Source organism: Rhodococcus phenolicus (assembly GCF_001646785.1).
In the GTDB taxonomy this organism is placed as follows: domain Bacteria; phylum Actinomycetota; class Actinomycetes; order Mycobacteriales; family Mycobacteriaceae; genus Rhodococcus; species Rhodococcus phenolicus.
Genome location: NZ_LRRH01000107.1, coordinates 1 through 23,262 on the forward strand (window position 1 = coordinate 1; position 23,262 = coordinate 23,262).

Genomic DNA, 23,262 nt, shown 5'->3' on the forward strand with positions numbered 1-23,262 from the left:
GTTAGCCTCCTGAATCCGCCCCGGGCGCAGCGACCATATGTGCACACTCGAGCGGCTCCTACGGCCGCTGCAGCGTCACCGTCACCAGGGCCAGGACCCGGTCGTCGTCGCCTGCGTCGACCAGCCGGATGTCGATCACGCTGTGGTCGGGGGCGTCGCGCACGACGGTGCCGTACGAGCGCGCCGGCCCGGACCGCACCTGGGACAGGTAGCGGACGAGCATGTCGGTGGCGACGAGCCCCGGCCGCATCGTGTGCGCGGCGGCCTCGGCGAGCAGGGCCTGCGCGCCGCCCTGGATGGTGCCGATCTGGTTGATGACGAACAGGGTCCGGTCGAGTTCGAGGACGCCCGCCTCCGCATCGACGACGCGCAGGTCGAGGCGTTCGTAGACGTCGCCGTCGATGTCCCGCTCCGGGTGCCCCCGCACCTTGCCGACCCATTGTTCGGGTGTGTAGAGGTCTGCGTGGGCCGCCGCATGGCGGGGCAGCCGCGCGAAGGTGACGAGACCACGCGCCACGAGTGTCGGCCCGCCCGGTGTCCCGGCCGCGCCGCTGTCGATCTCCTTCGCGAAGCCGGCGAGGTCCTCGCGACCGTGACCGTCGTAGACGTCCGCGGAGACGACGACCGTCTTCTTCCCGACCCGGACGAGATTGGCGTCGATGAAGATCGGACCGTCCTTCGGAGTGGCCACGGCGTGCAGGGACAGGTCCTGTGTCGCGGTCCAGTCGCCTCCACCGGCGACGAGGGCGGGGTCCGAGGTCACGATGTCGACGGCGGTGACCAGGAAGCCCAGCGCCGCCCCGCCGGAGGGTGAGCGCAGCTTGTCGGTGAGGTTCCCGCGAATCACCGATCGCCGCTCGTCGAGCAGGAGGGTGTTGAGTCCGAAGTCCGCGGTGAACGTACGCGCCCCGGACAGGATGAGCTCGGACAGGTCCTCCGAGAAGTCGACGGAAATGGCGTTCTCTTTCATATCGGCATCATGGCAGAGGTTCTGCCAGGTGTGTAGCCGCCAGGTCGAGGCACCACGAAATCTGGATTCTCACTTCTGAAAGTAATATTCTCACAGGAAGCGAGTGCTGCCGGACAGCTCTGTTCCGCACGAGAGGATTCCGATGAACATTGACGACATGGTGATGATCAGCATCGACGACCACGTGGTCGAGCCGCCAGACCTCTTCGAGAAGTACTTCCCGAAGAGCCTCAAGGATCAGGCCCCGAAGCTGACGGCCAACCCGCGAAATCCCGATGTGCAGGCATGGGTGTTCCAGGGAGTCGTGGTCGGCAGCTCGGGTCTGAACGCCGTCGCGTCGTGGCCCAAGGAGGAATGGGGCATGGACCCCACCGGCTACGCCGAGATGCGCCCCGGCATCTACGACATGGACCTGCGTGTACGCGACATGGACGCCAACGGCACCCTCGCCGCGACGCTCTTCGCGACGTTCCCCGGATTCGCCGGCACGCACCTGGCGAGCCTGCCGGACAAGAAGCTGTCGCTGGCCGCGTGCAAAGCGTTCAACGACTGGGTCGTCGGTGAGGTCCCGAGCAACCACCCCGGCCGCTTCATTCCGCTGGGCATCATCCCGTTCTTCGACGTGGACGAGTCCGTCAAGGAGATCGAACGCCTCGACGCGATGGGTGTCCGCTCGATCAGCATCCCCGAGACCCCGTACGGAGTCGGCGAAGGCTACCCGCCGTTCAAGTCGGGCTACTGGGATCCGATCTTCAAGGCGTGCGCCGACCGCAACATCGTGCTGAGCCTGCACATCGGCGGCGGCATCAGCCTCGTCAAGCGCGCCGAGGGCTTCGACCTCGACGACATGATGATCCTGACCCCGCTCATCTCGACGATCGCAGCGACCGACGTGATGCTCAGCGGCGCGATCAAGAAGTTCCCGGACCTGAAGTTCGCGATGAGCGAAGGTGGTGTGGGCTGGGTTCCGCCGTGGCTCGACCGGCTCGAGCGCCACGTCACCAATCAGGAATGGACCGGGCGCACCTTCCTGCCGAAGGGCGTGACGCCGACGGACGCATGGCACAAGAACTTCCTGGCCTGCTACATCACCGAGCCGAGCGCGCTGAGCAACCGCGACCGTCTCGGCGTCGACACGATCGCGTGGGAGTGCGACTACCCGCACTCGGATTCGACGTGGCCGAACTCGCCGGAGATGCTGATGGAGGAACTGAAGGCATCGAACTGCACCGACGAGGAGATCAACAAGATCACCCACGAGAACGTCGCTCGGTTCTTCGGCTGGGATCCGTTCAAGCACATTCCCCGTGAGCAGGCGACCGTCGGCGCGCTGCGCGCGAAGGCGACCGATGTCGACACCAGCGAGACGTCCAAGCACGAGTACCGCCGCCGCTACGAGCTCGCGAACTCGTAGCCTCGCGACACACCACTGTGCCCGCCGGCTCCTCGCCGGCGGGCACAGCCGTCCCGTGCAGCGAAGCTGCCTTCAGACGGTCACGGCGCTGCGCCAGCGCTCGAGGATCGCGCGGTCCCCGAAAACCTCGAACCCGGCGGAATCGAGCCGGTTCCACAACAACAGCAGCAGATCGGACGCGGAACCCCGCACCGCGACATCACCTTTCGCGTGCGCGTGCTCGACGGTCAACGTCTCGGCACCCAACCCGATCAGCCACTCGCCGACGCCTTCCGCGAGGTCCGGGTCGGTCGCGTGCAGGTGGAGCGTCTCCCCACCCCGGCGCAGGTCACCGGTGCCGCGGGGCGGGAGGACGACCTCGAACAGTTCGTCGACCCCGTCCACGGCCAGCGGGGTGTCGATCGCCGTGGCCGCGCTCACCGCCAACTCCCCGTCGACACGGTGCAGCGCGGTCTCGATCGCCATCCGCCGGATCCAGAACGACGGCGGCCGCGGCCCCGACCAGGTCGCGACCGTCCGGCCGGGGTCGAGGGCATCCTGCGCCGCGAGCAGGTCGTCGAGGCCGCACCGCACCCAGTCCGGGAGGTGCTCCGCGGCGGGCGGCTGTTCGATCCGGGCCGATCCGCCGCCGGTGGTCAGCCACGACGCGGCCCGCCGATGCACCCGGCCGACGTGGCCGATCAGCCTTTCGACGGTCCAGCCGGGGCAGGTCGGGACCGGCCGGTCGTGGTGACCGTCGGTGATGTCGAGCAACCGGAAGGTGTCGGCGCGCAGCAATGTCGCGTAGTCAGGACTGGTCATGATCAGATCCTCTCCCGGGCCCGCTGGTGTTTCCGGGCAACAGGATGTTTCAGGGCAGCAGCCGGTCGAGGAATTCGTTGCCGAAGACGCGGTGGGGATCGTGCCGGTCGAACACCTCGAGCGCGCCGTCCCAGCCGGCCTTCGCCGGGAGCCCGGTTCGGTACGAGGCCGGAATGGTCTCGCCGAGGAACTGCGGATTGCGGTAGCCGCCCTCCTCGTCGAATGCCCAGCCCTTGGACCATTCGGAGCGGAAGGTCGCGTAGTCACCCGAGTAGTGGCCGGCCATCCATTGCTCCATCTCCTGGAAGAACGCGGGCAGACCCGCCGTGCCGGGGAGTGAGACCACGTTCATCCAGATCGCGGTGTCCCAGTCCGGCCGGTCGGGCCGCGGCCGCACCGGCGAGAGGTTCGGGGCGCCCGCCGAGTCGACGAGTACCTCGGACTGGTCGTCGACGGTGCACAGACGCACCTCGAACGGACCGTTGACCGGGTACTGGCCGAGCGAGGCGTAGTGGGTCATCCGTTCGTTCAGCCACGTGGTGAACTCGTTGATGACGCGCGCGATGTTCTCGCGGCGGGTCACCACGGCACCGCCGCCGGCGACCACGCGCAGCGTCGTGTGCCGCAGGTAGAACAACAGGTCCTTCGACCAGCCCCACAGGTCGGTGGTGCCGGTCGCGACGAGTCCGGCCGCGACCGCACCGAACTGGCCCGCCCCGAATACCGGGGTGGCGGACTGCAGACCGCTCGCGACCTGCCCGAGCGGGGTCGTCACGGCCTCCGGGATGGTGTCGGAGAAGAAGTAGTTGTAGGGGCCGGACACCTCGCGGGACGCGGCGGGCTTCTCGGGGCTCACAGACCAGATCTTGAGCCACGGAGTTTCGGTGAAGGGAAACCAGATCGCCTCGACCCGTCCGCTCTCCTCCACGAACCGCTCGAAGGTGCGGCCGGGCGACCCGGCGGGGGCGAACAGTTCCTGCCACGGCACGTCGGTGAAGCTCTGGCAGCGCAGCCGGTAGTTCGCGCCGGCCTGCAGGGTCACCGACGTGACGAAACTGCGCCCGACGTGCGCGAGCAGCGCGGTGATGTCGGCGTCGGACCGCTGGAAGGTGCGCAGCTCGTAGGCGCCGGCGGCAGGGTCCCACACGACGGCGTCGAGGGCGACGACGAGGTTCGACAGGGAGCCGAAGGACTGGCCCGGGATCGCCTTCTCCCCCGCCGCGGGAAAGGTCGCGCCGTGAGCACCGATGGACAGGGCGCCGGCGATGGTGATGTCGCCGATGGCGGGCGAATTCGCCCACCCGAGTCCCTCGTGTTCGAGGGCGGTGAGGATCGCCTCGATGCTCGCCCCCGCACCGGCGGTGACCGTTGCGGGCGTACCGGAGGGGTCTACCGCCACCGAGTTCAGATGCGCCATGGTGTCGATGAGCACGGTCTTGTCGACGTTGCTCCCCGGCACCACGGTGAGCGGACTCCAACTGTGCATGGTGCCGCGCGGGCGGACGCGGTAGCCGTGGGCGTGCGCCCAGTTCGCGATGCGCACGACGTCCTGGGGCTCGCGGGCGGTCGCGGTCCACACGGCGTCGAACCGGATGGTCTTGGCCCAGTTCTCGAAGCGCTGCTGGGCGAGCGGGATGTCGGCGGGGAACTCGGGCGGGGCGGGGATGGTCGCTCGCGGGTCGCCGAGGGGAACGGCACCGGCGGCGCTCCAGCCGAGGCCGGTCAGTGCCGCTGCCCCCGCGGCGGCGCCGAGGAATCCACGTCGGCTGAGGCTGATGGCCGGTGCGCTGTCGCTCACGTCGTCGGGCTCCGATCTGGGTTGGGACACAGGAGGTCGGAGCCAAAAATAGAACATGTTCACTTCCGATACCAGTGGCTTCGGAAATATCCGTTCAGAAGCCGAGGCCGGACGCCTGGAGGGCCTCCTGGATGTACTCGGGTGCCCCGTCGATGGACCAGATCCCGAACGCCACCGTCGCCAGCGTCAGACCGGGCCCGAGAATCCCGACCTCGAACGGCCCACCGGCCCGGATCGCGATCGCTCGAGGCATCCTGAACTCCCACCAACGCTCACCGCGCCACGGCAGGAACGGCGCCAGGAACGGGATGCCCTCCTTCGTGATGGCGTCGCCGAGACAGTGCGTCACGCACCCCAGCGCGACCGCGACACCCAGGCCGACGGACCCGACATCGCCGGGGAACCACGTCCACGTGAGCACCGACAACACCGCGGCCGTCGCGGTGACGGCGAGCCAGCCGTTGCGTTTGGCCCACGATCCGAACAGCCCGCGCAGCGCGAGTCCGAGCGTGACGAACAGAACCGCGATGATCGCTTCGCGCCCGAACCGCGCGACGAGCGCGGACACCCCGGCCCCGAGCAGGCCCGCGAAGAGTGCCGTGTGGGTCAGCGTGCGGTGCCCGCCCCGACGCTTGCGGTCGCGACGCCCCTTGGTCAGGTTGTAATAGCCGACCGACACCTTGTCGATGCCGCGCGCGGCGGCCTGGCTCACCGGCCCGAACGAGCGGGCGACCGTCGACTGCGCGGTGTCGAGGTCGGGCAGCAGAGCCGCGCCCGCGCACACCGCGGCGAACGCAAAGCTCTCGGCAGTGGACGTCGGCCCACCCCATTCGGGCGGCAGCACGTCGGCGACGAGCAACCCGACGAGCGCCCCGGAAACCGCATGGGTGGGACCCATCACCATGGCAGAGAACACCTTTCGAGAGCGCAGACAGAAACCCGGACCGCCACCGAGGCGTCGGTCCGGGTTCCAACCTAGCAATCACTCCCGACACATCCGTCACACAGTTGTTCGAACGGACGGGCTTCGGGTCAGGCGAGCTGCGCCTGCCACATCCAGTGCAACTGCTCGAGCCGCGCGGTCTGCCCGATGAGCAGGTCCTGCGTCACCGGATCCGCCTCGGCGGTGGCGTCGATGTGCCCGCGCAGCCGCGAGACGACGGCCGCGATGTTGTCGACGATCGCCGCGACGACCTCCTCGCCCTTGGTCCAGCCGTCACCGAATCCCTTCGTCCCCGATTCGCGTGCCACCGTCGCGACACGGCCGTCGGGGGCGACGCCGATCGCGGTCAGGCGTTCGGCGGACTGGTCGGCGAAATCACGTGCCGCCGTGACCAGCTCGTCGAGGGCGAGGTGGATGCTGCGGAACTGCGGACCGACGACGGTCCAGTGCGCCTGCTTACCGATCAGACTCAGGTCGACGAGGTCGACCAAGGCGGCCTGCAGTGCGGCCGCAGCGACATCGCGGCGCGCGGGATCGAGTGTGCTGGTGATGGGACCGGTCATTTTCCCACTCCTTCCGAATGCTGCGCGGGGTCGTTCCCGGCGAAGCGGTGAACACGAACGTGATCGATGTGGATATCGGTGCCGGCGGGGCGGATGATGGTGTCATCGCCCACCGTGCAAGGAGGCCGACGATGGAATCCGTGATCGTCTTCGTTCTCGCCGTCCTGATCTACTGGTGGGGCCTGCTCTGAGGCCGGTGCCCGGTCAGGCGCGACCGGCCCGGACTCCCTCCTCGACCTTCTTGCCGAGGTCGGCGTCGACGTTCCGCCAGTACTCGAAGATCCGCTCGTGCAAGGACTCCGAGGTTCCCCCGAGGACGTGGCCGACGATGTTGTCGACCAGCCGCGCCCGCGCGGCGTCGTCGAGCACCTCGCGCACGAGCGTCCCAGCCTGCGCGAAGTCGTCGTCCTCGGCGTGCGGGACGTATCCGGCGCGGACCGCCTCGGTACCGAACTCCCACCGGCCGTCGTCGCCGGCCTGTTGCGGATCGGCGTGCGGTCCACCGAAGCTGTTCGGCGCGTACACCGGCGTCGCCGAATCGTTGAACGAGTACGCCATGTTCCCGTCCTTCGAGTACGAACGCACCTCGTTGCGCGCCGCGTTCACCGGCAGCTGCGCGTGGTTGGCGCCGATCCGGTAGCGCTGCGCGTCCGCGTAGGAGAAGACGCGACCGAGAAGCATCTTGTCGGGCGAGAATCCGATGCCCGGCACGATGTTCGACGGCGCGAGTGCCGCCTGCTCGATCTCCGCGAAGAAGTTGCGCGGGTTCCGGTTCAGCGTCCAGGTACCGACCTCGATCAGCGGGTAGTCCTTCTGCGACCACACCTTGGTCAGGTCGAACGGATTGAAGCGGTACCCCTCCGCCTCGGCGACGGGCATGATCTGGACCTTCAGCGTCCAGCTCGGGAACTCGCCCCGCTCGATCGCGGCGAACAGGTCGGCGCGGTGGTGGTCGGGATCCGACCCGGCAAGGGTATCGGCCTCGGCCTGGGTGAGGAACTCGATGCCCTGGTTCGTCTTGAAGTGGTACTTCACCCAGAAGCGCTCACCTTCGGCGTTGATCCACTGGTAGGTGTGCGAGCCGAATCCGTCCATGTGACGCCACGTCTTCGGGATCCCGCGATCGCCCATCAGCCAGGTGACCTGGTGTGCGGACTCGGGGCGCAGGGTCCAGAAGTCCCACTGCATGGTGTGGTCCCGCAGCCCCGACGCGGGGAGGCGCTTCTGCGAATGGATGAAGTCGGGGAACTTGATCGGGTCCTTGATGAAGAAGACCGGCGTGTTGTTGCCGACCAGATCGTAGTTGCCGTCCTCGGTGTAGAACTTGATCGCGAATCCGCGGGGGTCGCGCCACGTGTCGGGGCTGCCCTGCTCGCCGGCGACCGTCGAGAAACGCACCATGGATTCGGTTTTCGCGCCCGGCTGGAACAGCTTGGCCTTGGTGTAGGCGCTGACGTCGCCAGTGACGACGAGTTCGCCGAACGCACCGCCGCCCTTGGCGTGCACGACCCGCTCGGGTACCCGCTCACGGTTGAAGTGCGCGAGCTTCTCGATGAGGTAGTGGTCGTGCAGCAGGATCGGGCCCTGGGTGCCGGCGGTCAGCGATTCGTCGTCGCTTCCGACCGGGTTGCCCACGTTGTTGGTGGTGAAGTTTGCGTTCGTCATGATGACCTCCTGATGCGGGGTACGCGGAATCGCCGCGGGTCTCGGGACACGATCCGCGCTGGTCGACGGGTTGGGACTAACGACAGTCGCTACACAGGCCCCAGAACGTGACCTCGGCCTCGTCGACGACGAATCCGCGGGCGTCCGAAGGGGTGAGACAGGGCGCCGAGCCGACCACGCAGTCGACGTCGACGACCGTGCCGCAATTACGGCACACGAGATGGTGATGGTTGTCGCCGGTTCGGGTCTCGAACCTGGCCGGGGACCCCGCCGGCTCTATCCGGCGGAGCAGCCCCGCGTTCACACAGGCCTTCAGAACGTCGTAGATCGCCTGGGTGGACACGGAACCGAGTTCACTGCGCACGGCTGCCGCGATCTCGTCCGCATCCGAATGTGGATGCGCGGCAACCGTTCCGAGCACCGCCACGCGCGGAGCGGTCACCCGGAGCCCCACGGAACGCAATCGCTCCCGGGGGTCGAAGTTCTCGTCCGTTCGTTGCATGTCATCGAGTATGCCGCTTTTCTGGAATAAGTCAAGAAAACGGGGACGTTGGTCCCGCAGAACGGAGTACGGTGTCGCAGCCGGCCAGTCCCGTCGACGTGGTTGTCGCCCCCGCCCCACCTCCAGGACAATTCTCGCCATGAGCAGCTACGACGACTGGAATGCCGGGATCATCGCCGAATTCCGGGCCAACGAGGGCCGGGTCGGAGGCCGATTCGAGGGCGCCCCGATGGTTCTCGTCCACCATCGAGGCCGCAAGACCGGCAGGGAACTGGTGACTCCGATGATGTATCTGCCCGACGAACACGACTCCGACACCATCTACGTCTTCGCTTCCAAAGCCGGAGCCCCCACCAACCCGGCCTGGTACTACAACCTGACCACCGCCGGAACCGGCGAGATCGAACGCGGCACCCACACCTACCCCGTCACCGTCGAAGAACTGACCGGCGAGCGCCGTGACCACATCTACGCGGAACAGGCGCGCCGCTACCCCGGCTTCGCCGAGTACGCCCGCCGAACCGACGGAGTTCGCACCATCCCGGTCCTGACGCTGCAGCGCGCCTGAAGACAACAGGAACACCATCGAAAGGGAACGAGTAGACAACGGGTCCTGTGGTCCACCGTCGACCTGGTGAGGGGTACTCGGGTGCCTCGTACACCGGTCTTGCACCTCATCGGCGACGGTGATTCACCTCATGGTGGGCACGGCATCGGGAATTTGCGGCCGGGCGGATGCCGTTGCGCCACCCATGGACCTGTTCACACCTGTCGCGCTAGGCGACCTCGAGCTCGCCAACCGTATCGTCATGGCCCCGCTGACCCGCCTTCGCGGCGGACCGGCCGGTGTTCCCGGCGACCTGATCGTCGAGCACTATCGGCAGCGGGCGAGCGTCGGCTTGATCATCGCGGAAGGCACCTATGTGAACTTCGAGTCGCAGGCCTTCGTGGGCCAGCCGGGAATCGTCACCGACGAACAGGCCGCAGGCTGGCGCCGTGTGGCCGAGGCCGTCCACGATCGCGGCGGGAGCATCGTGGTGCAGTTGATGCACGGCGGCCGGGTGACCCACCCCGACGTGAACGGCGGTCGGCGCGTCGTCGCCCCGAGCGCGATCGCGATCGACGGCCTGATCCACACGACGAACGGCAAACAGCCGTACCCGGTGCCGCACGCGTTGACGACCGATGACCTCGAGGCAACCGTCGACGACTTCGTCGCCGCGGCCCGACGGTCCGTCGAGGCGGGATTGGACGGGGTCGAGATCCACAGCGCCAACGGCTACCTGCTGCACGAGTTCCTGTCCCCTGCGTCGAACCGGCGGACCGACGAGTACGGCGGCTCCGTGGAGAACCGGATCCGCTTCGTCGTCGAGGTGGTCACGGCCGTGGCGCGGGTCGTCGGCGCCGGGCGGGTCGGACTGCGCATCTCCCCCGAACACAACATCCAGGACGCATACGAGACCGACCGCGACGACGTCCTCGCCGTCTACGGTGCCCTCGTCGATCGGTTGCGCCCCCTCGGCTTGGCGTACCTGTCCGTTCTGCACCGGCAACCCGCCGGTGACCTGGTCCAGGAGCTGCGGCGGCGCTTCGGAGGCAGGGTGATCGCCAACAGCGGATTCGCCTCGCCGACCACCCGTGAGGAGGCTGTGCAGCTCGTCGACGACGCCCATGCCGACGCTGTCGCGGTGGGCCGTGCAGCACTCGCCAACCCCGACCTGGTCGAGCGGTGGCGGGAGGAACAGCCGGAGAACGAGCCGCGGCCGGAACTGTTCTACGCCGCCGGCGCCGAGGGCTACACCGACTACCCCGTCCTGCACACGGTCTGAACCCGGCAGGAGCCCTCCGGCGGTACCGTCCGACGCGACCGCTTCGATCCGGTGCGGGCCGACCGGATCCGTCACCACGTGATGGCGTTCGCGTCGTGGCGTGGCAGTACAGGATGTCCACGCAGTTCGGCACACGTCCGTGGACCGACGCCTCGGTCGAGCCCGCCGACTAGGTGGGCGCGGCTCCGGTGGGCAGCCGATCCGGATCACGAATCGATCTACTCCGCCCTCGCCCACCGGCACGACGGTTAGCATCCGAAACGATGCCCGACGACGGAAGTCGAGGACCCTGTGGACATTCGACCGTGTGCCCGGCACCTCGGCGTGGTCGTCGCCGCAGGGTGCCTCGGATTGTTCGTGACCCCGGCGACCGCCACGGGCGGCGGTATCCCCGGCCTGATCGAGGGACCCGCGCATCCCGTAGGAGCGGGCAGTGCCCGCACGTACGTCACCCTCGACGCCGAGGGCACCCCGGCCACCCTCGGTGTCCGGCTCGACGCGGCCGCGCTCGACGACCTGCCCGACGGTCTGCTGCCGATCACCGAGGACTACGTGCTCGACCTGCCCGAGCAGGCCGACGCCACCGCGTTCGACCATGTCACGGTGGACTGGAATTCCCACGGCCACAACCCCGAACACGGCTTCGACGTACCGCATTTCGACGTGCACTTCTATCTGCTCGACCGGCCCACGGTCGATTCGATCAACCCGCTCGTACCCGGCTACGTCCAGGCCGCCGCCCGCATCCCGGACCCGAGGTACGTGCCTGTGGGTTACGCCCCGGCAGGGGAGCCGCTGACTTCCACCGTCGCGGGCATGGGGCTGCACTGGCTCGATACCGCCGAACCGGCGCACCATTTCACCGAGACCGTGCTCTACGGTACGTGGGACGGACGGCAGGCGTTCGTCGAACCGATGATTAGCCGCGAATGGCTCGCGTCCCGGCCTCAACTGCACGAGCAGTTGCCGCAGCCCGAGGCGTACCAGCGGGACGGGCTCTACCCCACCACCTATTCGGTGTGGTGGGACGGGGCGTCGCAGACGTACACGGTCGAACTCGGCGGCCTGACGATGCGCGAGGCGTCGTAGCCGATCGGATGGACAGCCACGCGCGACTGCCTGCTGCCGGTGCGAACCCCTGGCTATCGGCCGGGACCGGTGCTCATCCGGCCACGTGTGATCACGATGCCGTGATGGGTTCCGGGTCGCAGCCACCGGCCGAGGGTCGGTCCGCTCGCCTGCACGTCCACGCGCGCGTAGCGGAACCGCCCGCGCAGCCTCGCGGTCGCGCGCAGGAGCCCGCCTCCGTCGGTGGGTTGCGCGAACGTCAATCCCCCGGCGATGGGCAGTTCCGGCCCCTTCGGCGACGCAACGGTCGTCACCTTCCACGACTCGCCGGTCGCCGAGAACGTCCCGGTGACGTCGCCGGTGAACTCGGCCAGGACCTTCGGCAGATGCCAGTGTGTCCGGCCGCCGTGCACGGACGGTTCCGAGTCGACCGCGATGAACGGCACCGCCATCGCCGGAATCAGCCCGGGCCGCAGTACCGGGCTCGCCAGGATCTCCCGGTACGGCCCCACCGGTGACTCGACGTAGTCGACCATCATGGCGAGGGTGAACGGCAGTGTTCTGCCGCCGGGCCCGAACTGCGCCGCGTCGGGGGTGCTGCGATGCCACCAGAGGGTCGCGCGCACGTCCGCCGGCCAGGGCGGCGGAGGCGAAACCGGCCAGTCGTCGCGGTCGGTGTTGCTCTCAGGCACGCTCCACAGCATGTGCGGGTTCCTCTCGCCGGACGGTGGGTGTGGGCAGCAGCAGCGCGGCCGGTGCACCCGCGGGCACCGCGGGCCGGGCCGGAACGACCGGTGCGACGGGAACGTAGGCGGCGCCGAGTTCGGGACGGGCGTCGATGTCGCCCTTGTTGGGCCACAAGGCCATCGCGCGCTCGGCCTGCGCGGTGATGGTGAGCGACGGGTTCACGCCCAGGTTCGCGCTGACCACCGATCCGTCGACGACGTGCAGGCCCGGATGCCCGTACGCACGCAGATACGGGTCGACGACACCGGTGTCCTGCGAGTCGCCGATGGCGCAGCCACCGAGGAAGTGCGCCGTCATCGGAATGTTCACCAGGTCGGCGACGGATCCGCCCGCGTCACCGTCGATCTTGTCCGCAACCCGGCGGATCGCGTCGTGTCCCACCGGGATCCACTCCGGCGGCGGCTCCCCCGGACCCGGCTTGCTCGTCACACCGCGACCGAACGGGCTGCGGCGGCTGCGCAACTCGAGCGAGTTGTCGTCGGTCTGCATGACCAGGGCGATCACGGTGCGTTCGGACCAGCGGCGGACCGACAGGTTGCGCAGGAACGCACCCGGGTTGCGCGCGGCGACGCCGAGGAACTTCACCAGCCGCGGCGCGCGGCCGCCGCCATCGGTGAGCAGTGCCTGCAGCAATCCGATCGCGTTGCTGCCCTTGCCGTATCGCACCGGTTCGATGTGCGTGTGGTCGTCCGGGTGGAACGAGGACGTGATCGCCACGCCCCTCGTGTAGTCGATCGTGGTGTCCTGCGCGGACGCCGCGAGCACCGCCTCCGAATTGGTGCGGACGACCGTGCCGAGCCGGGGCGACAGATTCGGCAGCGCACCGGTCTCCCGCATCGCCAGCAGCAACCGGGCGGTGCCGTAGGTGCCGGCCGCAACGACGACCTGGTCGGCAGTGAAGACCGTGCGGCGCTTACGGATCCGATCGGTACTCTTCGTGTGGATCTCGTATCCGCCACCCCGGCGCGGGCGCACCTCGGTGGCGGTCGTGAGCGGATGAACGGTCGCGCCGCCCTGTTCGGCGAGGTACAGGTAGTTCTTCACGAGGGTGTTCTTCGCTCCGACCCGGCAGCCCGTCATGCATCCGCCGCATTCGGTGCAGGCGGTGCGGTCGGGCCCGACCCCACCGAAGAACGGGTCGGTCACCGTCTCACCGGCGGTCCCGAAGAACACCCCGACCGGGGTCGTCGTGAAGGTCTCCCCCACGCCCATGTCCTCGGCGACCGCCCGCATCACCTCGTCGGCAGCGGTGGTCGACGGGTTGGGGCGGACGCCGAGCATCCTCGAGGCCTGGTCGTAGTAGGGACCGAGTTCGGCTTCCCAGTCGGTGATGTGACCCCACTGCGGATCCCGGAAAAACGACGACGGCGGCCGGTAGAGGGTGTTGGCGTAGTTGAGCGATCCGCCTCCCACTCCGGCTCCGGCCATCACCAGTACGTCGGGCAGCAGGTGGATGCGCTGGACGCCGTAGCAGCCGAGGGCCGGTGCCCACAGGTACTTGCGCATCCGCCAGCTGGTCTTCGGCAGCTCGTCGTCGGCGAACCGGCGCCCCGCCTCCAGGACACCCACGCGGTAGCCCTTCTCCGTCAGCCGCAGGGCCGAGACGCTGCCGCCGAAACCGGAGCCGATCACGAGCACGTCGTAGTGGGTCATGCGGTCACCTGCTCGGCCGCGGGCCGCGCCTCGTAGTTCTCGGAGTCGAACTGCCGGGTCGCCTGCCGGAACTTCCAGGTGAAGGTCGGCCACATCACGGAGTTGCGACCCTTGCGGTCGAGGTACCAGCTCTGACATCCGCCGGCATTCCAGATCGTCTCGGCGAGAATCGGATCCAGCCCGCTGTTGTATCGCCGCTGCGCACCGTCGGTCACCTCGACGGACCGCAGGCCGTGGGTGCGCATCGTGCGGATCGCGTCGGCGATGTAGGTGGCCTGGGATTCGAGCATGTACACGATCGAGCTGTGGCCGAGGTTCGTGTTCGGTCCGTACATGAGGAACAGGTTGGGGAATCCGTGCACCGCCGTGCCCAGGTGCGCGGACGGGCTGCCGTTCCACACCTCGGCGAGAGTCCTGCCGTTCGATCCTCGGACATGTCGGGCCACAGGGGGTTCGGTCGGCGTGAAGCCGGTGCCGAAGATTATCGCGTCGACCTCGTGTTCGTTACCCTTGTCGTCGACCACGGCGTTCTCGGTGACCGCGGTCAGGCCGGATGCAACCACAGTGACGTTGCGGCGGGTGATCGCGGGAAACCAGTCGTTGGACAACAGGATCCGCTTGCACATGATCCGGAAGTCCGGTGTCAGTTTCGCGCGCAGAGCCGGATCGGCGACCTGCTTTGCGAGGATGGACCGGGCCCGGCGCTCGAAGATCGGCACGATCCACTTGCGTGCGAACGGCTTGGTTATACCGACCACGTAGGTCTCCTTCTGGCCGTAGACCGCCCCGCGGACGACCTTCTGCGCGAAGGGGAACCGACGATAGAGCGCCTTGACCGGAGCGGCGATCGTGTGATCGTGCTTGGGCATGACCCACGACGCGGTGCGCTGGAAGAGGACGAGGTGTGCGACGCGGTCCACGATGGCCGGGACGAACTGGATCGCCGACGCTCCGGTGCCGATCACCGCGACCCGTTTCCCGGACAGGTCGTAGTCGTGGTCCCACTCCGCCGAATGGAACATGGTGCCGCCGAACAGTTCCAGCCCGGGCACCTTCGGCAGGGTCGGGGCGGACAGGGCTCCCGTGGCGGCGACGAGGATGTCGGCGGTCAGATCACCGCGCGAAGTCGACACGAGCCAGTGCCCGCGCGCGTCGTCCCACTGCGCGTCGCGCAGTTCGCAGTCGAACACGGTCCGGTCGGCCACCCCCGTCTCGCGCGCCACGCGCCGCAGGTAGGCGTAGATCTCGGCCTGGGTGCCATGGGCCTTCGTCCACTCGGGCTCGGGCGCGAAGGAGAACGAGTACAGGGCGCTGGGCACGTCGCAGGCGGCACCCGGATAGGTGTTGACACGCCACGTGCCGCCCACGTCGCCGCCGCGTTCGATCACGACGACGTCGGCGTTCGGGTCCTCACGCAACAGCGTTGCAGCCATACCGATTCCGCCGAACCCGGCACCGACGACGAGTGTGTGCACGTGGGTGGGGAGCGTTGCCGAACTCATTTCATCACCAGCGCCTTCCAGACCGGGAGCAGTCGCGCCCGGAACTCACGATCGGATTCGGGGGTACGCATCAGTGACGACACCGCGAAGCCGCGGGCCAGTTCGATGCTCAGGTCGATGGCGTCCGGGCTCATCCGGTCGCCCATGATCTCGAGGCAGCCGACGTGCAGGGCGTCGGAAACCTTCCGTTCGAGCGGGATCATCGCCTCGTGCAGGGCGGGATCGGTCCGGGCGGCGACCCACAACTCGAGGGCTGCGTCGAACAACGGGCCGACGAACGCGTCGAACAGCGTCTCGAGCGCATCGTCGGGTTCGGGGTGCGTTTCCAGGATTTCGACGAGCCGCTTGTCGACGAGGTGCGCGACCGCCGCGACGACGAGCGTCTCCTTGGTCGGGAAGTGATGCAGCTGGGCGCCGCGGGAGACCCCGGCGCGCTTGGCGATTCCCTGGGTGCTGGTGCCCGCGTACCCGGATTCGACCAGAGAGTCGACCGCCGCGTCGAGCAGCTTGGTTCTCGTCGCCGCGGTGCGCTGGGCCTGCGTGCGCGGGACGCCGGCTGTGGTGTCGGTCACGTGACCGAGAGTAACGTCAAATCCACAAACAGTCCAGACTGTTTGTAACTTTCTCCCGTGCGACAGCGCGAGGCCTCAGCCGACGTCGCGCCGCATCGGGACGTGGTCGATCCCTGCCTCGAGATAGTTCGGTCCGGTCCGGCGGAAACCCCAGCGCCCGTACCACTCCTCCAGGTAGGCCTGCGCCGAGATCTCGATCGGACGGGGGAAGTCACCGATCACCGCGTCGATCAACCTCGCCGCGTGGCCGCGCCCCCGGGCATGTCGCGCAGTCGCGACGCGCCCGATGTGGATCGTCGGCCCGTCGTCGAGGACGCGGAGGGTCGCCACCACATCCCCCTCGACCTGGGCCCAGTACAACGTGGTGGTCGGCTCGAGATCGAGACCGTCCAGCTCCGGTTCGGAGACGATCCCCTGCTCGTAGACGAAGACGTCCGTACGCAACTGGGCTATCCGATACAGAATCGCCGGGTCGATGCGGTCGAGCGTTGCGGAACGGATGGACGGCACGGTCCTCATCCTACGAGCCGAGCAGTCCGACGAACGGCGACGAAGGAAGCGTGGCGAGCGGCGGGCCGGGGCCGGGCAACGTCGGCGATGTCGACCACGCCGGGGCGACCGAACGGGCGCGGCTCATCACCCCTGTGCCCGGCGGGGTCGGCCCGATGACGATCGCGGTACTTCTCGAGCAGACGCTCGCTGCGGCGAGATAAGGCCACTCGGACTAACCGGATCGGCTCCAGAAGTCTTCGGCGCGGCGACCGGGACGGAATCCGAAGTGCTCCAGCATCGCCACAGCTTCCGGGAAGTTGTCGGCGAGCGCCTCCGGAACGTGTGCATCACTGCCGAATGTGACTGTGCTGCCACCTTCCTCGGCCCACCACTGTGGAATCCACGACCTCGGGCGCCGGGTGTTCATCTCCAGTGCGCGCCCGCTGCCGGCGAGCGCCCGCATGGCCGTCCGGAATCCCTCCTCGAATCGTCGAGGATCGAAGGGGCCTGCCGTGACGCTCGGCCAGGCCCGGACCGCGTAGTCGATGTGACAGAACACCTCGAACTCACCGGACCCGGCGACCATCCGGGGGATCTCCTCGAGATACGCCCGCATCACGTCGTCCGCGGGCCACATGCGGAACAGAGTGTTCGGCTCGTACCGGTCGTCGCCGACCTTCAGAGTGTGCAGAGATCCGTTGACCCGATCGAAAGTGGACAGGTCGACCAGTTCCGCCGCTCGATGCCCGAACAGGTGCGGTTGTCCGAACTCGACGCCGGTAAGGATCGTCAGTTCGGGGAATCGACGACGGCAACGGTCGATGCTCTCGAGGTAACCCGGCACCTCCAATGGCGGTGGCCGGAGATACCCGTCCGGGTCGAGCAGCGATTGCTGATGCGGCATGAGGTCGTCCCGCGTGGTGCGCCACACATCGTCGAAATCGAAGTGCTCGGTGAAGACCACTGCCGGAAGACCGATCGCGACGGCACGTTCACACATCGACACCATCCGGCCGGCAGCGAACGAATCCGGGCCGCCGGTGTCCCACGACCATTCGCTGTGCACGTGACTGTCGGCAGGCAGGGTCATGACTCGATGCTCGCATGTCCGGGATCCTCGGCCGTCCTCCGGCAATCGGGGACGGGACGGGTGAACCGAGCGTAGGCGGATACAGAAACGAGCGAGTGGACCGCCCCGAAGGACGATCCACTCGCTCGCAGGGTTTCGTCGGCCGAAGCTCAGACGAGCAACTCCGCGATCTGAATAGTGTTGAGCGCAGCGCCCTTACGGAGGTTGTCACCCGAGACGAACAGCGCCAGGCCACGGCCCTCCGGGGCACCCGGGTCCTGGCGGATGCGGCCCACCAGCGACACGTCGTCGCCCGCCGCGGCGAGCGGAGTCGGCACGTCGACGAGCCGGACACCCGGTGCGTTCGCGAGGATCTCCTGCGCGCGCTCGACCGACAACGGACGCTCGAACTCCGCGTTGATCGAAAGCGAGTGACCGGTCACGACCGGGACCCGCACGCACGTGCCCGACACGAGCAGATCCGGAAGACCCAGGATCTTGCGCGACTCGTTGCGCAGCTTCTGATCCTCGTCGGTCTCGAAGGAACCGTCGTCGACGATGGACCCGGCCAGCGGCAGCACGTTGAACGCGATCGGCGCGACGTACTTGTCCGGTGAGGGGAAGTCGACGGCGCCGCCGTCGTGGACCAGCTTCTCCGCGTCGCCGATGACGGCACGCGCCTGGCCGAGGAGTTCCTCGACACCGGCGATGCCGCTGCCCGACACGGCCTGGTAGCTCGAGACGATGAGGCGCTGCAGGCCCGCCTCGTCGTGCAGGGCCTTGAGGACCGGCATCGCGGCCATGGTGGTGCAGTTCGGGTTGGCGATGATGCCCTTCGGCGGGTTCTTCGCCTCGTCGGGGTTGACCTCGCTGACCACGAGCGGAACCTCGGGGTCCTTGCGCCACGCCGACGAGTTGTCGACGACGACCGCGCCGGCCGCCGCGAAGCGCGGGGCCTGCTCGCGCGAAAGGGTCGCACCCGCGGAGAACAGCGCGATGTCGATGCCCTTCAGGTCCTCGTCGGAGGTCGCCGCGGCGTCCTCGACGACGATCTCCTCGCCGCGGAACGGCAGCTTCTTACCGGCCGACCGGGCCGACGCGAAGAACCGCACCTTGTCGGCGGGGAAGTTGCGCTCCTCGAGGAGAGTGCGCATGACGATGCCGACCTGACCGGTCGCGCCTACAACAGCAATGGTGGTCATGATTACCGTCCCGTTCCGGCGTGCACGACGGCTTCTTCCTCGCCGCCGAGTTCGAACGCGGCGTGCAGGGCACGGACCGCGTCGTCGAGTTCGGTGTCGTCGACCAGCACCGAGATGCGGATCTCCGACGTGGAGATGAGGTCGATATTGATACCGGCCGCGGCCAGCGCCTCGCAGAACTTCGCGGTGACACCGGGGTGGCTCTTCATTCCGGCACCGACGAGCGACACCTTGCCGATGTGGTCGTCGAACAGCACCTGGGTGAACCCGATCTCGTCCTGCCGGGCGGTCAGCAGCTCCACCGCGCGCGGCGCGTCCGACGTCGGCAGCGTGAACGTGATGTCGGTCTTGCCGGTCTCGACTTTCGAGATGTTCTGCAACACCATGTCGATGTTGATCTCGGCGTCGGCCACGGCACGGAAGACCTTCGCCGCGTAACCGGGGGTGTCGGGCAGGCCGACGACGGTGATCTTGGCTTCGCCGCGATCGTGCGCGACGCCGGTGATCAGGGCCTCTTCCACGGGGATGTCCTCCATCGATCCGGACACGATCGTGCCGGGCTTGGTGGTGTACGACGAACGAACGTGCACGGGCACGTTGTAGCGGCGGGCGTACTCGACGCAACGCAGCATGAGCACCTTCGCGCCACACGCGGCGAGCTCGAGCATCTCCTCGAAGGAGACGGTCTCGAGACGCTGCGCGTCCTTGACGATGCGCGGGTCGGCGGTGAACACGCCGTCGACGTCGGTGTAGATCTCGCAGACGTCGGCGTTCAGTGCCGCGGCGAGCGCGACGGCGGTGGTGTCCGATCCGCCCCGACCGAGGGTGGTGATGTCCTTGCTGTCCTGGCTGACGCCCTGGAAGCCCGCGACCAGCACGATGCTGCCCTCGTCGAGCGCGGTCCGGACACGGCCCGGGGTGACGTCGATGATCTTGGCGTTGCCGTGGCTGCCGGTGGTGATCACGCCGGCCTGCGAACCGGTGAACGATCGGGCCTCGGCGCCCAGCGAGTGGATCGCCATCGCGACGAGTGCGTTGGAGATGCGTTCACCGGAGGTGAGCAGCATGTCCATTTCCCGGGCCGGCGGGGCCGGGCACACCTGCTGAGCGAGGTCGAGCAGTTCGTCGGTGGTGTCACCCATCGCCGAGACGACCACGACGACGTCGTTGCCCGCCTTCTTGGTCTCGACGATCCTTTCAGCGACGCGCCGGATCCGTTCGGCCGTCGCGACCGAGGATCCTCCGTACTTCTGGACGACGAGTGCCACGCTGGCGAACCTCCGGGTATCGGGTGCAAGTCCAGGAAGCGAGTCTACCGATGAGGCCCCGGACGGGCGGGGTGGCCCCGTTCACCTCGGACAAAGCCGACCTTTCCGTCGCTTCCGGGATCACCCCGCGCGGGTGACGCGACGCGATGCGCCGACCGGGAAGAATCCGCGTATGGCGCCCGCGAATCCTCCGACGGCCCGGCAACTGGCCGCGCTGGCCGTCCCCGCTCTGTTCGTCGGTGTCGGCTGCGCGCTCGTCCTCATCGGTGTCAGCGTGCTCGCGGGGAAACTTCAGCACGTGCTCTGGACGACGTTGCCGGACGTGGTGGGCGTCGCGGACGGCTCCCGGTGGTGGACGTTCGGGGTGCTCACCGCGACCGGTGTGCTCGTCGGGCTGATCGTGTGGAAGATGCCCGGACATGCCGGGCCGGATCCGGCGACCACCGGGCTGGTGTCCTCACCGCTGCCTCCTTCGGCGCTGCCGAGCCTGGCACTGGTCCTGGTCATCGGCCTCGCGGGTGGGGTGAGCCTGGGACCGGAGAATCCGATCATCGCGATCAACACCGCGCTGAGTGTGTGGTGTGTCGGACGGGTGTGGCGCCGGGTTCCGCCCGACGTGTGCGTGATGCTCGCGGCCGCCGCGACGATCGGTGCCATGTTCGGAACGCCCGCCGCGGCCGCGTTGCTGTTCACCGAGATGGCTGCGGCGGCGCCGGGAGGCCGCGTCTGGGACCGGTTGTTCGCGCCGTTGGTCGCCGCCGGGGCAGGCGCCCTCACGATGGTCGCGTTCTCCCGGCCGGTGCTCGCGGTCGAGATACCCGGATACGACAGTCCCGCTCTCCTCGACCTGCTCACGTGCACCGTAGTCGCGCTGGCGACGGCACTGCTGTGTCTCGCGTCGGTCTATGCGTTCCCCGTCGTCCACGGGCTGTTCCACCGGCTGCCGAATCCGTTGCTCGCGATCACGGCGGGCGGGGTGATCCTCGGTGTGCTCGGCGCGGTCGGCGGCGACCTGACCCTGTTCAAGGGTCTCGACGAGATGAAGGAACTCACCGCGGGCGCCGGCGACCGCACCACCGCGGCCCTGCTCGCGATCGTCGTGATCAAGGTGCTCGCCCTGCTGATCGCCGCGAACTGCGGTTTCCGCGGCGGGCGGATCTTCCCGGCGGTGTTCATCGGGGTCGGTGCCGGGTTGGTCGCGCACAGCGCGTTCCCGGGGATCCCCGAGATCGTCGCGGTCGCGGGTGGAGTTCTCGGTGCGGTCCTCGTCGTGGCACGCGACGGCTGGCTCGCGCTGTTCATGGCCGTGACCACCGTCGCCGACATCCGGATCCTGCCGGTGCTGTGCGTGGCGATCCTGCCGCTGTGGCTGCTCGTGGCGAATCGCCCCGAGATGCTCATCACCCCGGAGCCGCAGCCGGAATCCGCGCCGGACCCGGCCCCGGGCGACGAGCGCCACTCGAAGTGACGGCGGGGCTCACCGCGCGGCCGCGAACCTCTCGGCGTAGCTCCGCAGGAAGGCCGCCTCGACGTACGCCATGTTCTCGATCTCGGTCGGATCGACGCTCTCGTTCGGCGCGTGGATCAGGCACAGGGGCTCTTCGACGCCGATGAGCATGATCTCCGCGGCAGGGAAGGTCTCCTGGAAGACGTTGCACAACGGGATCGAGCCACCCTGCCCCTGCATCACCACGTCGCGGCCGTACGCCGCGCGCATCGCCTCGAGCATCGCCTCGTAACCGGGACCGTTGTTCGTTCCGGTGAACGGCTGACCGTCCGCTTCGCGTTCGAACTCGACGTGCACGTGCCACGGCGCGACCGCGGCGAGGTGCTCGATGAGCGCGTCCTGGGCCCGGACGGCGTCCATGCCCGGGGGCACCCGCAGGTTGATCCGGGCGCGCGCCTCCGGTTGGATCGCGGCCGACGATCCGACCACCGGCGGGCAGTCGATGCCCAGCACGGTCACGGCCGGTCGCGCCCACACCATGTCGGAGACGCGGCCGTCGCCGAGCAGATCCACCCCGTCGAGTACGTTGCCGTCGATGCGGAACTGCTCCGGCGGATAGTCCACTCCCGGCCACACCCCCGTCGCGTCGAGACCGCGAACCGTGGTGTTGCCGGCCGGGTCCCGCAGCGAGGCGAGCATCGCGATCAGCGCGGCGAGCGCGTCGGGGGCGGCGCCGCCGAACATTCCCGAGTGCATCGGGCTGGACAGGGACCGGACGGTGACGACGACGTTCGCGAGTCCGCGCAGGCTGGTGGTCAGGCTCGGCACCCCGACCGCGAAGTTCCCCGCGTCGCACACGAGGATGGTGTCGGCGGCGAGCAGGTCGGCGTGTTTCGGCACGAACGCCTCGAGCCCGCCGGTGCCCTGTTCCTCCGAACCCTCGCCGATGATCTTGATGTTGACGGGGAGGTCCTTCCCCAGCGCGCGCAGTGCGGTCAGGTGCATCGCGATGTTGCCCTTGCAGTCCGCGGCGCCGCGCCCGTACCAGCGACCGTCGCGTTCGGTGAGCGTCCACACCGGCGAGTCCCAGGCGTCGTCGCCGAGCGGCGGCTGCACGTCGTGATGGAAGTACAGCAACACCGTCGGCGCGTCCGGCGGCCCCTCGGCGAATCCGGTGACCGCCTTGCTGCCGTCGTCGGTGACGTGCGCCTGCACATCACGCAGACCGGTTTCGGTGAAGGCCTCGATCAGCCAGTCCACCATCCTGTCGCACTCCTCCGGAGGCGACTGCGCGGGATCGTGTACCGAACGGAACGAAACCATTTCTGCCAGATCGTCTTTTGCTCGTGGCATCAATCCCTTGATGTCCTCGCGCAGGGAGTCGGTGTGCATCCGGATCGTCCTCATTTCCTGTCGGCGGGGGTCTGGTCTGGTTCGGGTTGTGGTCGGCGGGGCCACACGAAAGCGACGATCACCGTGACTACGAGGGCCAGCACCGCCGTGGCGATCATCGTGTGAGCCAAACCCTTCGAGAACGCGTCGATCGCCGCCCGGGTCACCACGTCCTGCAGGGACGCCGGGAGCGAGCCGATCGCCTCGGCGAACGACGACGAGTTGACCAGGGCCTGGTCCGCCTGGGCAATCTCATCGGAACTCATGCCGGCAGCGCGGAATTCGTTGCCGGTGTCGGCCACGGTGAACCCGCGGGCGAATGCCGACAGCACCGCCACCCCGAGTGCCCCGCCGACCATGCTCGA

Annotated in this window: 22 protein-coding genes and 2 pseudogenes; 7 read left to right on the forward strand and 17 right to left on the reverse strand. The window is 68.3% G+C overall.

Annotated features, from left to right (window positions below; translation table 11 throughout):
- Window positions 1-58 precede the first annotated feature (58 nt).
- A complete protein-coding gene (locus A8G15_RS24945) occupies window positions 59-970 on the reverse strand; it encodes a hotdog family protein (protein WP_245687990.1) in 912 nt (303 codons plus the stop codon).
- Between the two features lie 142 nt (window positions 971-1,112).
- Between A8G15_RS24945 and A8G15_RS24950 the strand changes: the two genes are divergently transcribed.
- Window positions 1,113-2,384, forward strand: a complete 1,272-nt coding sequence (locus A8G15_RS24950; RefSeq protein WP_068165660.1) for an amidohydrolase family protein — start codon at window positions 1,113-1,115, stop codon at window positions 2,382-2,384.
- A gap of 72 nt (window positions 2,385-2,456) precedes the next feature.
- On the opposite strand, the gene A8G15_RS24955 is transcribed toward A8G15_RS24950, so the two are convergent.
- The 4 genes from A8G15_RS24955 to A8G15_RS24970 form a co-directional block, all read right to left on the reverse strand.
- Window positions 2,457-3,185 carry a maleylpyruvate isomerase family mycothiol-dependent enzyme gene (locus A8G15_RS24955; protein WP_068165661.1) on the reverse strand — a complete coding sequence of 243 codons (729 nt, stop codon included), beginning with the start codon at window positions 3,183-3,185 and terminating at the stop codon, window positions 2,457-2,459.
- 49 nt (window positions 3,186-3,234) lie between these two features.
- Window positions 3,235-5,040, reverse strand: coding sequence for a cholesterol oxidase substrate-binding domain-containing protein (locus A8G15_RS24960; protein ID WP_068165683.1), 1,806 nt, complete (start codon window positions 5,038-5,040; stop codon window positions 3,235-3,237).
- 37 nt (window positions 5,041-5,077) lie between these two features.
- On the reverse strand, window positions 5,078-5,887 hold the full coding sequence (locus A8G15_RS24965; protein WP_068165662.1) for a metal-dependent hydrolase: 810 nt from the start codon (window positions 5,885-5,887) through the stop codon (window positions 5,078-5,080).
- A 128-nt stretch (window positions 5,888-6,015) separates the two neighbouring features.
- Window positions 6,016-6,489 (reverse strand): Dps family protein, encoded by a 474-nt coding sequence (locus tag A8G15_RS24970; RefSeq protein WP_068165663.1) that lies wholly within the window; start codon window positions 6,487-6,489, stop codon window positions 6,016-6,018.
- A 17-nt stretch (window positions 6,490-6,506) separates the two neighbouring features.
- On the opposite strand from A8G15_RS24970, the gene A8G15_RS30830 reads away from it, so the two are divergent.
- Window positions 6,507-6,680 carry a hypothetical protein gene (locus A8G15_RS30830; protein ID WP_156665551.1) on the forward strand — a complete coding sequence of 58 codons (174 nt, stop codon included), beginning with the start codon at window positions 6,507-6,509 and terminating at the stop codon, window positions 6,678-6,680.
- Window positions 6,681-6,693: 13 nt separating this feature from the next.
- On the opposite strand, the gene A8G15_RS24975 is transcribed toward A8G15_RS30830, so the two are convergent.
- Complete coding sequence (locus A8G15_RS24975; protein WP_068165664.1) at window positions 6,694-8,154, reverse strand: catalase; 1,461 nt, start codon at window positions 8,152-8,154, stop codon at window positions 6,694-6,696.
- A 76-nt stretch (window positions 8,155-8,230) separates the two neighbouring features.
- Window positions 8,231-8,656, reverse strand: a complete 426-nt coding sequence (locus A8G15_RS24980) for a Fur family transcriptional regulator (RefSeq protein WP_068165665.1) — start codon at window positions 8,654-8,656, stop codon at window positions 8,231-8,233.
- Window positions 8,657-8,795: 139 nt separating this feature from the next.
- Between A8G15_RS24980 and A8G15_RS24985 the strand changes: the two genes are divergently transcribed.
- From A8G15_RS24985 to A8G15_RS24995, 3 genes are all read left to right on the forward strand, one after another.
- Entirely contained in the window at window positions 8,796-9,224 is a 429-nt protein-coding gene (locus A8G15_RS24985; protein WP_068165666.1) for a nitroreductase family deazaflavin-dependent oxidoreductase, read from the forward strand.
- 184 nt (window positions 9,225-9,408) lie between these two features.
- Entirely contained in the window at window positions 9,409-10,485 is a 1,077-nt protein-coding gene (locus A8G15_RS24990) for an alkene reductase (RefSeq protein WP_068165668.1), read from the forward strand.
- Between the two features lie 291 nt (window positions 10,486-10,776).
- The gene (locus tag A8G15_RS24995; RefSeq protein WP_068165670.1) at window positions 10,777-11,574 is read left to right on the forward strand and encodes a DUF5602 domain-containing protein; all 798 of its coding nucleotides are present in this window, start codon (window positions 10,777-10,779) and stop codon (window positions 11,572-11,574) included.
- 53 nt (window positions 11,575-11,627) lie between these two features.
- On the opposite strand, the gene A8G15_RS25000 is transcribed toward A8G15_RS24995, so the two are convergent.
- From A8G15_RS25000 to A8G15_RS25020, 5 genes are all read right to left on the reverse strand, one after another.
- Window positions 11,628-12,245: an acetoacetate decarboxylase family protein gene (locus tag A8G15_RS25000; protein ID WP_068165685.1), complete on the reverse strand. Its 618-nt coding sequence runs from the start codon at window positions 12,243-12,245 to the stop codon at window positions 11,628-11,630.
- Window positions 12,238-13,953, reverse strand: a complete 1,716-nt coding sequence (locus A8G15_RS25005; RefSeq protein ID WP_068165671.1) for a GMC oxidoreductase — start codon at window positions 13,951-13,953, stop codon at window positions 12,238-12,240. Before A8G15_RS25005 ends, A8G15_RS25000 begins: the two co-directional genes overlap by 8 nt.
- Window positions 13,950-15,455 (reverse strand): flavin-containing monooxygenase, encoded by a 1,506-nt coding sequence (locus tag A8G15_RS25010; protein WP_068165672.1) that lies wholly within the window; start codon window positions 15,453-15,455, stop codon window positions 13,950-13,952. Before A8G15_RS25010 ends, A8G15_RS25005 begins: the two co-directional genes overlap by 4 nt.
- Entirely contained in the window at window positions 15,452-16,027 is a 576-nt protein-coding gene (locus tag A8G15_RS25015; protein ID WP_068165673.1) for a TetR/AcrR family transcriptional regulator, read from the reverse strand. The genes A8G15_RS25010 and A8G15_RS25015 overlap by 4 nt, the downstream gene beginning before the upstream one ends.
- A 75-nt stretch (window positions 16,028-16,102) precedes the next feature.
- Complete coding sequence (locus tag A8G15_RS25020; RefSeq protein WP_425415127.1) at window positions 16,103-16,546, reverse strand: GNAT family N-acetyltransferase; 444 nt, start codon at window positions 16,544-16,546, stop codon at window positions 16,103-16,105.
- A 59-nt stretch (window positions 16,547-16,605) separates the two neighbouring features.
- Here A8G15_RS25020 and A8G15_RS32030 point away from each other — a divergent pair.
- A pseudogene (locus tag A8G15_RS32030) lies at window positions 16,606-16,740 on the forward strand (bifunctional 5,10-methylene-tetrahydrofolate dehydrogenase/5,10-methylene-tetrahydrofolate cyclohydrolase); the annotation flags it as partial.
- An 11-nt stretch (window positions 16,741-16,751) separates the two neighbouring features.
- Here A8G15_RS32030 and A8G15_RS25025 read toward each other — a convergent pair.
- From A8G15_RS25025 to A8G15_RS25035, 3 genes are all read right to left on the reverse strand, one after another.
- Window positions 16,752-17,609 (reverse strand): PHP domain-containing protein, encoded by an 858-nt coding sequence (locus A8G15_RS25025; RefSeq protein ID WP_068165674.1) that lies wholly within the window; start codon window positions 17,607-17,609, stop codon window positions 16,752-16,754.
- 149 nt (window positions 17,610-17,758) lie between these two features.
- Window positions 17,759-18,790: an aspartate-semialdehyde dehydrogenase gene (locus tag A8G15_RS25030; protein WP_068165676.1), complete on the reverse strand. Its 1,032-nt coding sequence runs from the start codon at window positions 18,788-18,790 to the stop codon at window positions 17,759-17,761.
- A gap of 2 nt (window positions 18,791-18,792) precedes the next feature.
- Window positions 18,793-20,058 carry an aspartate kinase gene (locus A8G15_RS25035; protein WP_068165678.1) on the reverse strand — a complete coding sequence of 422 codons (1,266 nt, stop codon included), beginning with the start codon at window positions 20,056-20,058 and terminating at the stop codon, window positions 18,793-18,795.
- A 172-nt stretch (window positions 20,059-20,230) separates the two neighbouring features.
- On the opposite strand from A8G15_RS25035, the gene A8G15_RS25040 reads away from it, so the two are divergent.
- On the forward strand, window positions 20,231-21,526 hold the full coding sequence (locus A8G15_RS25040; RefSeq protein ID WP_068165679.1) for an ion channel protein: 1,296 nt from the start codon (window positions 20,231-20,233) through the stop codon (window positions 21,524-21,526).
- A gap of 9 nt (window positions 21,527-21,535) precedes the next feature.
- Here A8G15_RS25040 and A8G15_RS25045 read toward each other — a convergent pair whose 3' ends face one another.
- Both A8G15_RS25045 and A8G15_RS25050 read right to left on the reverse strand, forming a co-directional pair.
- The gene (locus A8G15_RS25045; RefSeq protein WP_068165689.1) at window positions 21,536-22,897 is read right to left on the reverse strand and encodes a dipeptidase; all 1,362 of its coding nucleotides are present in this window, start codon (window positions 22,895-22,897) and stop codon (window positions 21,536-21,538) included.
- 11 nt (window positions 22,898-22,908) lie between these two features.
- Window positions 22,909-23,262 (reverse strand): annotated as a pseudogene (locus A8G15_RS25050) (hypothetical protein); the annotation flags it as partial.

Excerpts from the sequence above, each read along its gene's own strand:
- A8G15_RS24990 (WP_068165668.1), top strand. The coding sequence starts at position 9,409 with ATGGACCTGTTCACACCTGTCGCGCTAGGCGACCTCGAGCTCGCCAAC.
- A8G15_RS25040 (WP_068165679.1), top strand. The coding sequence starts at position 20,231 with ATGGCGCCCGCGAATCCTCCGACGGCCCGGCAACTGGCCGCGCTGGCC.
- A8G15_RS24955 (WP_068165661.1), bottom strand. The coding sequence starts at position 3,185 with ATGACCAGTCCTGACTACGCGACATTGCTGCGCGCCGACACCTTCCGG.
- A8G15_RS30830 (WP_156665551.1), top strand. The coding sequence starts at position 6,507 with ATGCTGCGCGGGGTCGTTCCCGGCGAAGCGGTGAACACGAACGTGATC.
- A8G15_RS24975 (WP_068165664.1), bottom strand. The coding sequence starts at position 8,154 with ATGACGAACGCAAACTTCACCACCAACAACGTGGGCAACCCGGTCGGA.
- A8G15_RS25005 (WP_068165671.1), bottom strand. The coding sequence starts at position 13,953 with ATGACCCACTACGACGTGCTCGTGATCGGCTCCGGTTTCGGCGGCAGC.
- A8G15_RS25010 (WP_068165672.1), bottom strand. The coding sequence starts at position 15,455 with ATGAGTTCGGCAACGCTCCCCACCCACGTGCACACACTCGTCGTCGGT.
- A8G15_RS24965 (WP_068165662.1), bottom strand. The coding sequence starts at position 5,887 with ATGGTGATGGGTCCCACCCATGCGGTTTCCGGGGCGCTCGTCGGGTTG.
- A8G15_RS25020 (WP_425415127.1), bottom strand. The coding sequence starts at position 16,546 with ATGAGGACCGTGCCGTCCATCCGTTCCGCAACGCTCGACCGCATCGAC.
- A8G15_RS25025 (WP_068165674.1), bottom strand. The coding sequence starts at position 17,609 with ATGACCCTGCCTGCCGACAGTCACGTGCACAGCGAATGGTCGTGGGAC.
- A8G15_RS25030 (WP_068165676.1), bottom strand. The coding sequence starts at position 18,790 with ATGACCACCATTGCTGTTGTAGGCGCGACCGGTCAGGTCGGCATCGTC.
- A8G15_RS24970 (WP_068165663.1), bottom strand. The coding sequence starts at position 6,489 with ATGACCGGTCCCATCACCAGCACACTCGATCCCGCGCGCCGCGATGTC.
- A8G15_RS24950 (WP_068165660.1), top strand. The coding sequence starts at position 1,113 with ATGAACATTGACGACATGGTGATGATCAGCATCGACGACCACGTGGTC.
- A8G15_RS25045 (WP_068165689.1), bottom strand. The coding sequence starts at position 22,897 with ATGCACACCGACTCCCTGCGCGAGGACATCAAGGGATTGATGCCACGA.
- A8G15_RS24980 (WP_068165665.1), bottom strand. The coding sequence starts at position 8,656 with ATGCAACGAACGGACGAGAACTTCGACCCCCGGGAGCGATTGCGTTCC.
- A8G15_RS24945 (WP_245687990.1), bottom strand. The coding sequence starts at position 970 with ATGAAAGAGAACGCCATTTCCGTCGACTTCTCGGAGGACCTGTCCGAG.
- A8G15_RS24960 (WP_068165683.1), bottom strand. The coding sequence starts at position 5,040 with ATGTTCTATTTTTGGCTCCGACCTCCTGTGTCCCAACCCAGATCGGAG.
- A8G15_RS24985 (WP_068165666.1), top strand. The coding sequence starts at position 8,796 with ATGAGCAGCTACGACGACTGGAATGCCGGGATCATCGCCGAATTCCGG.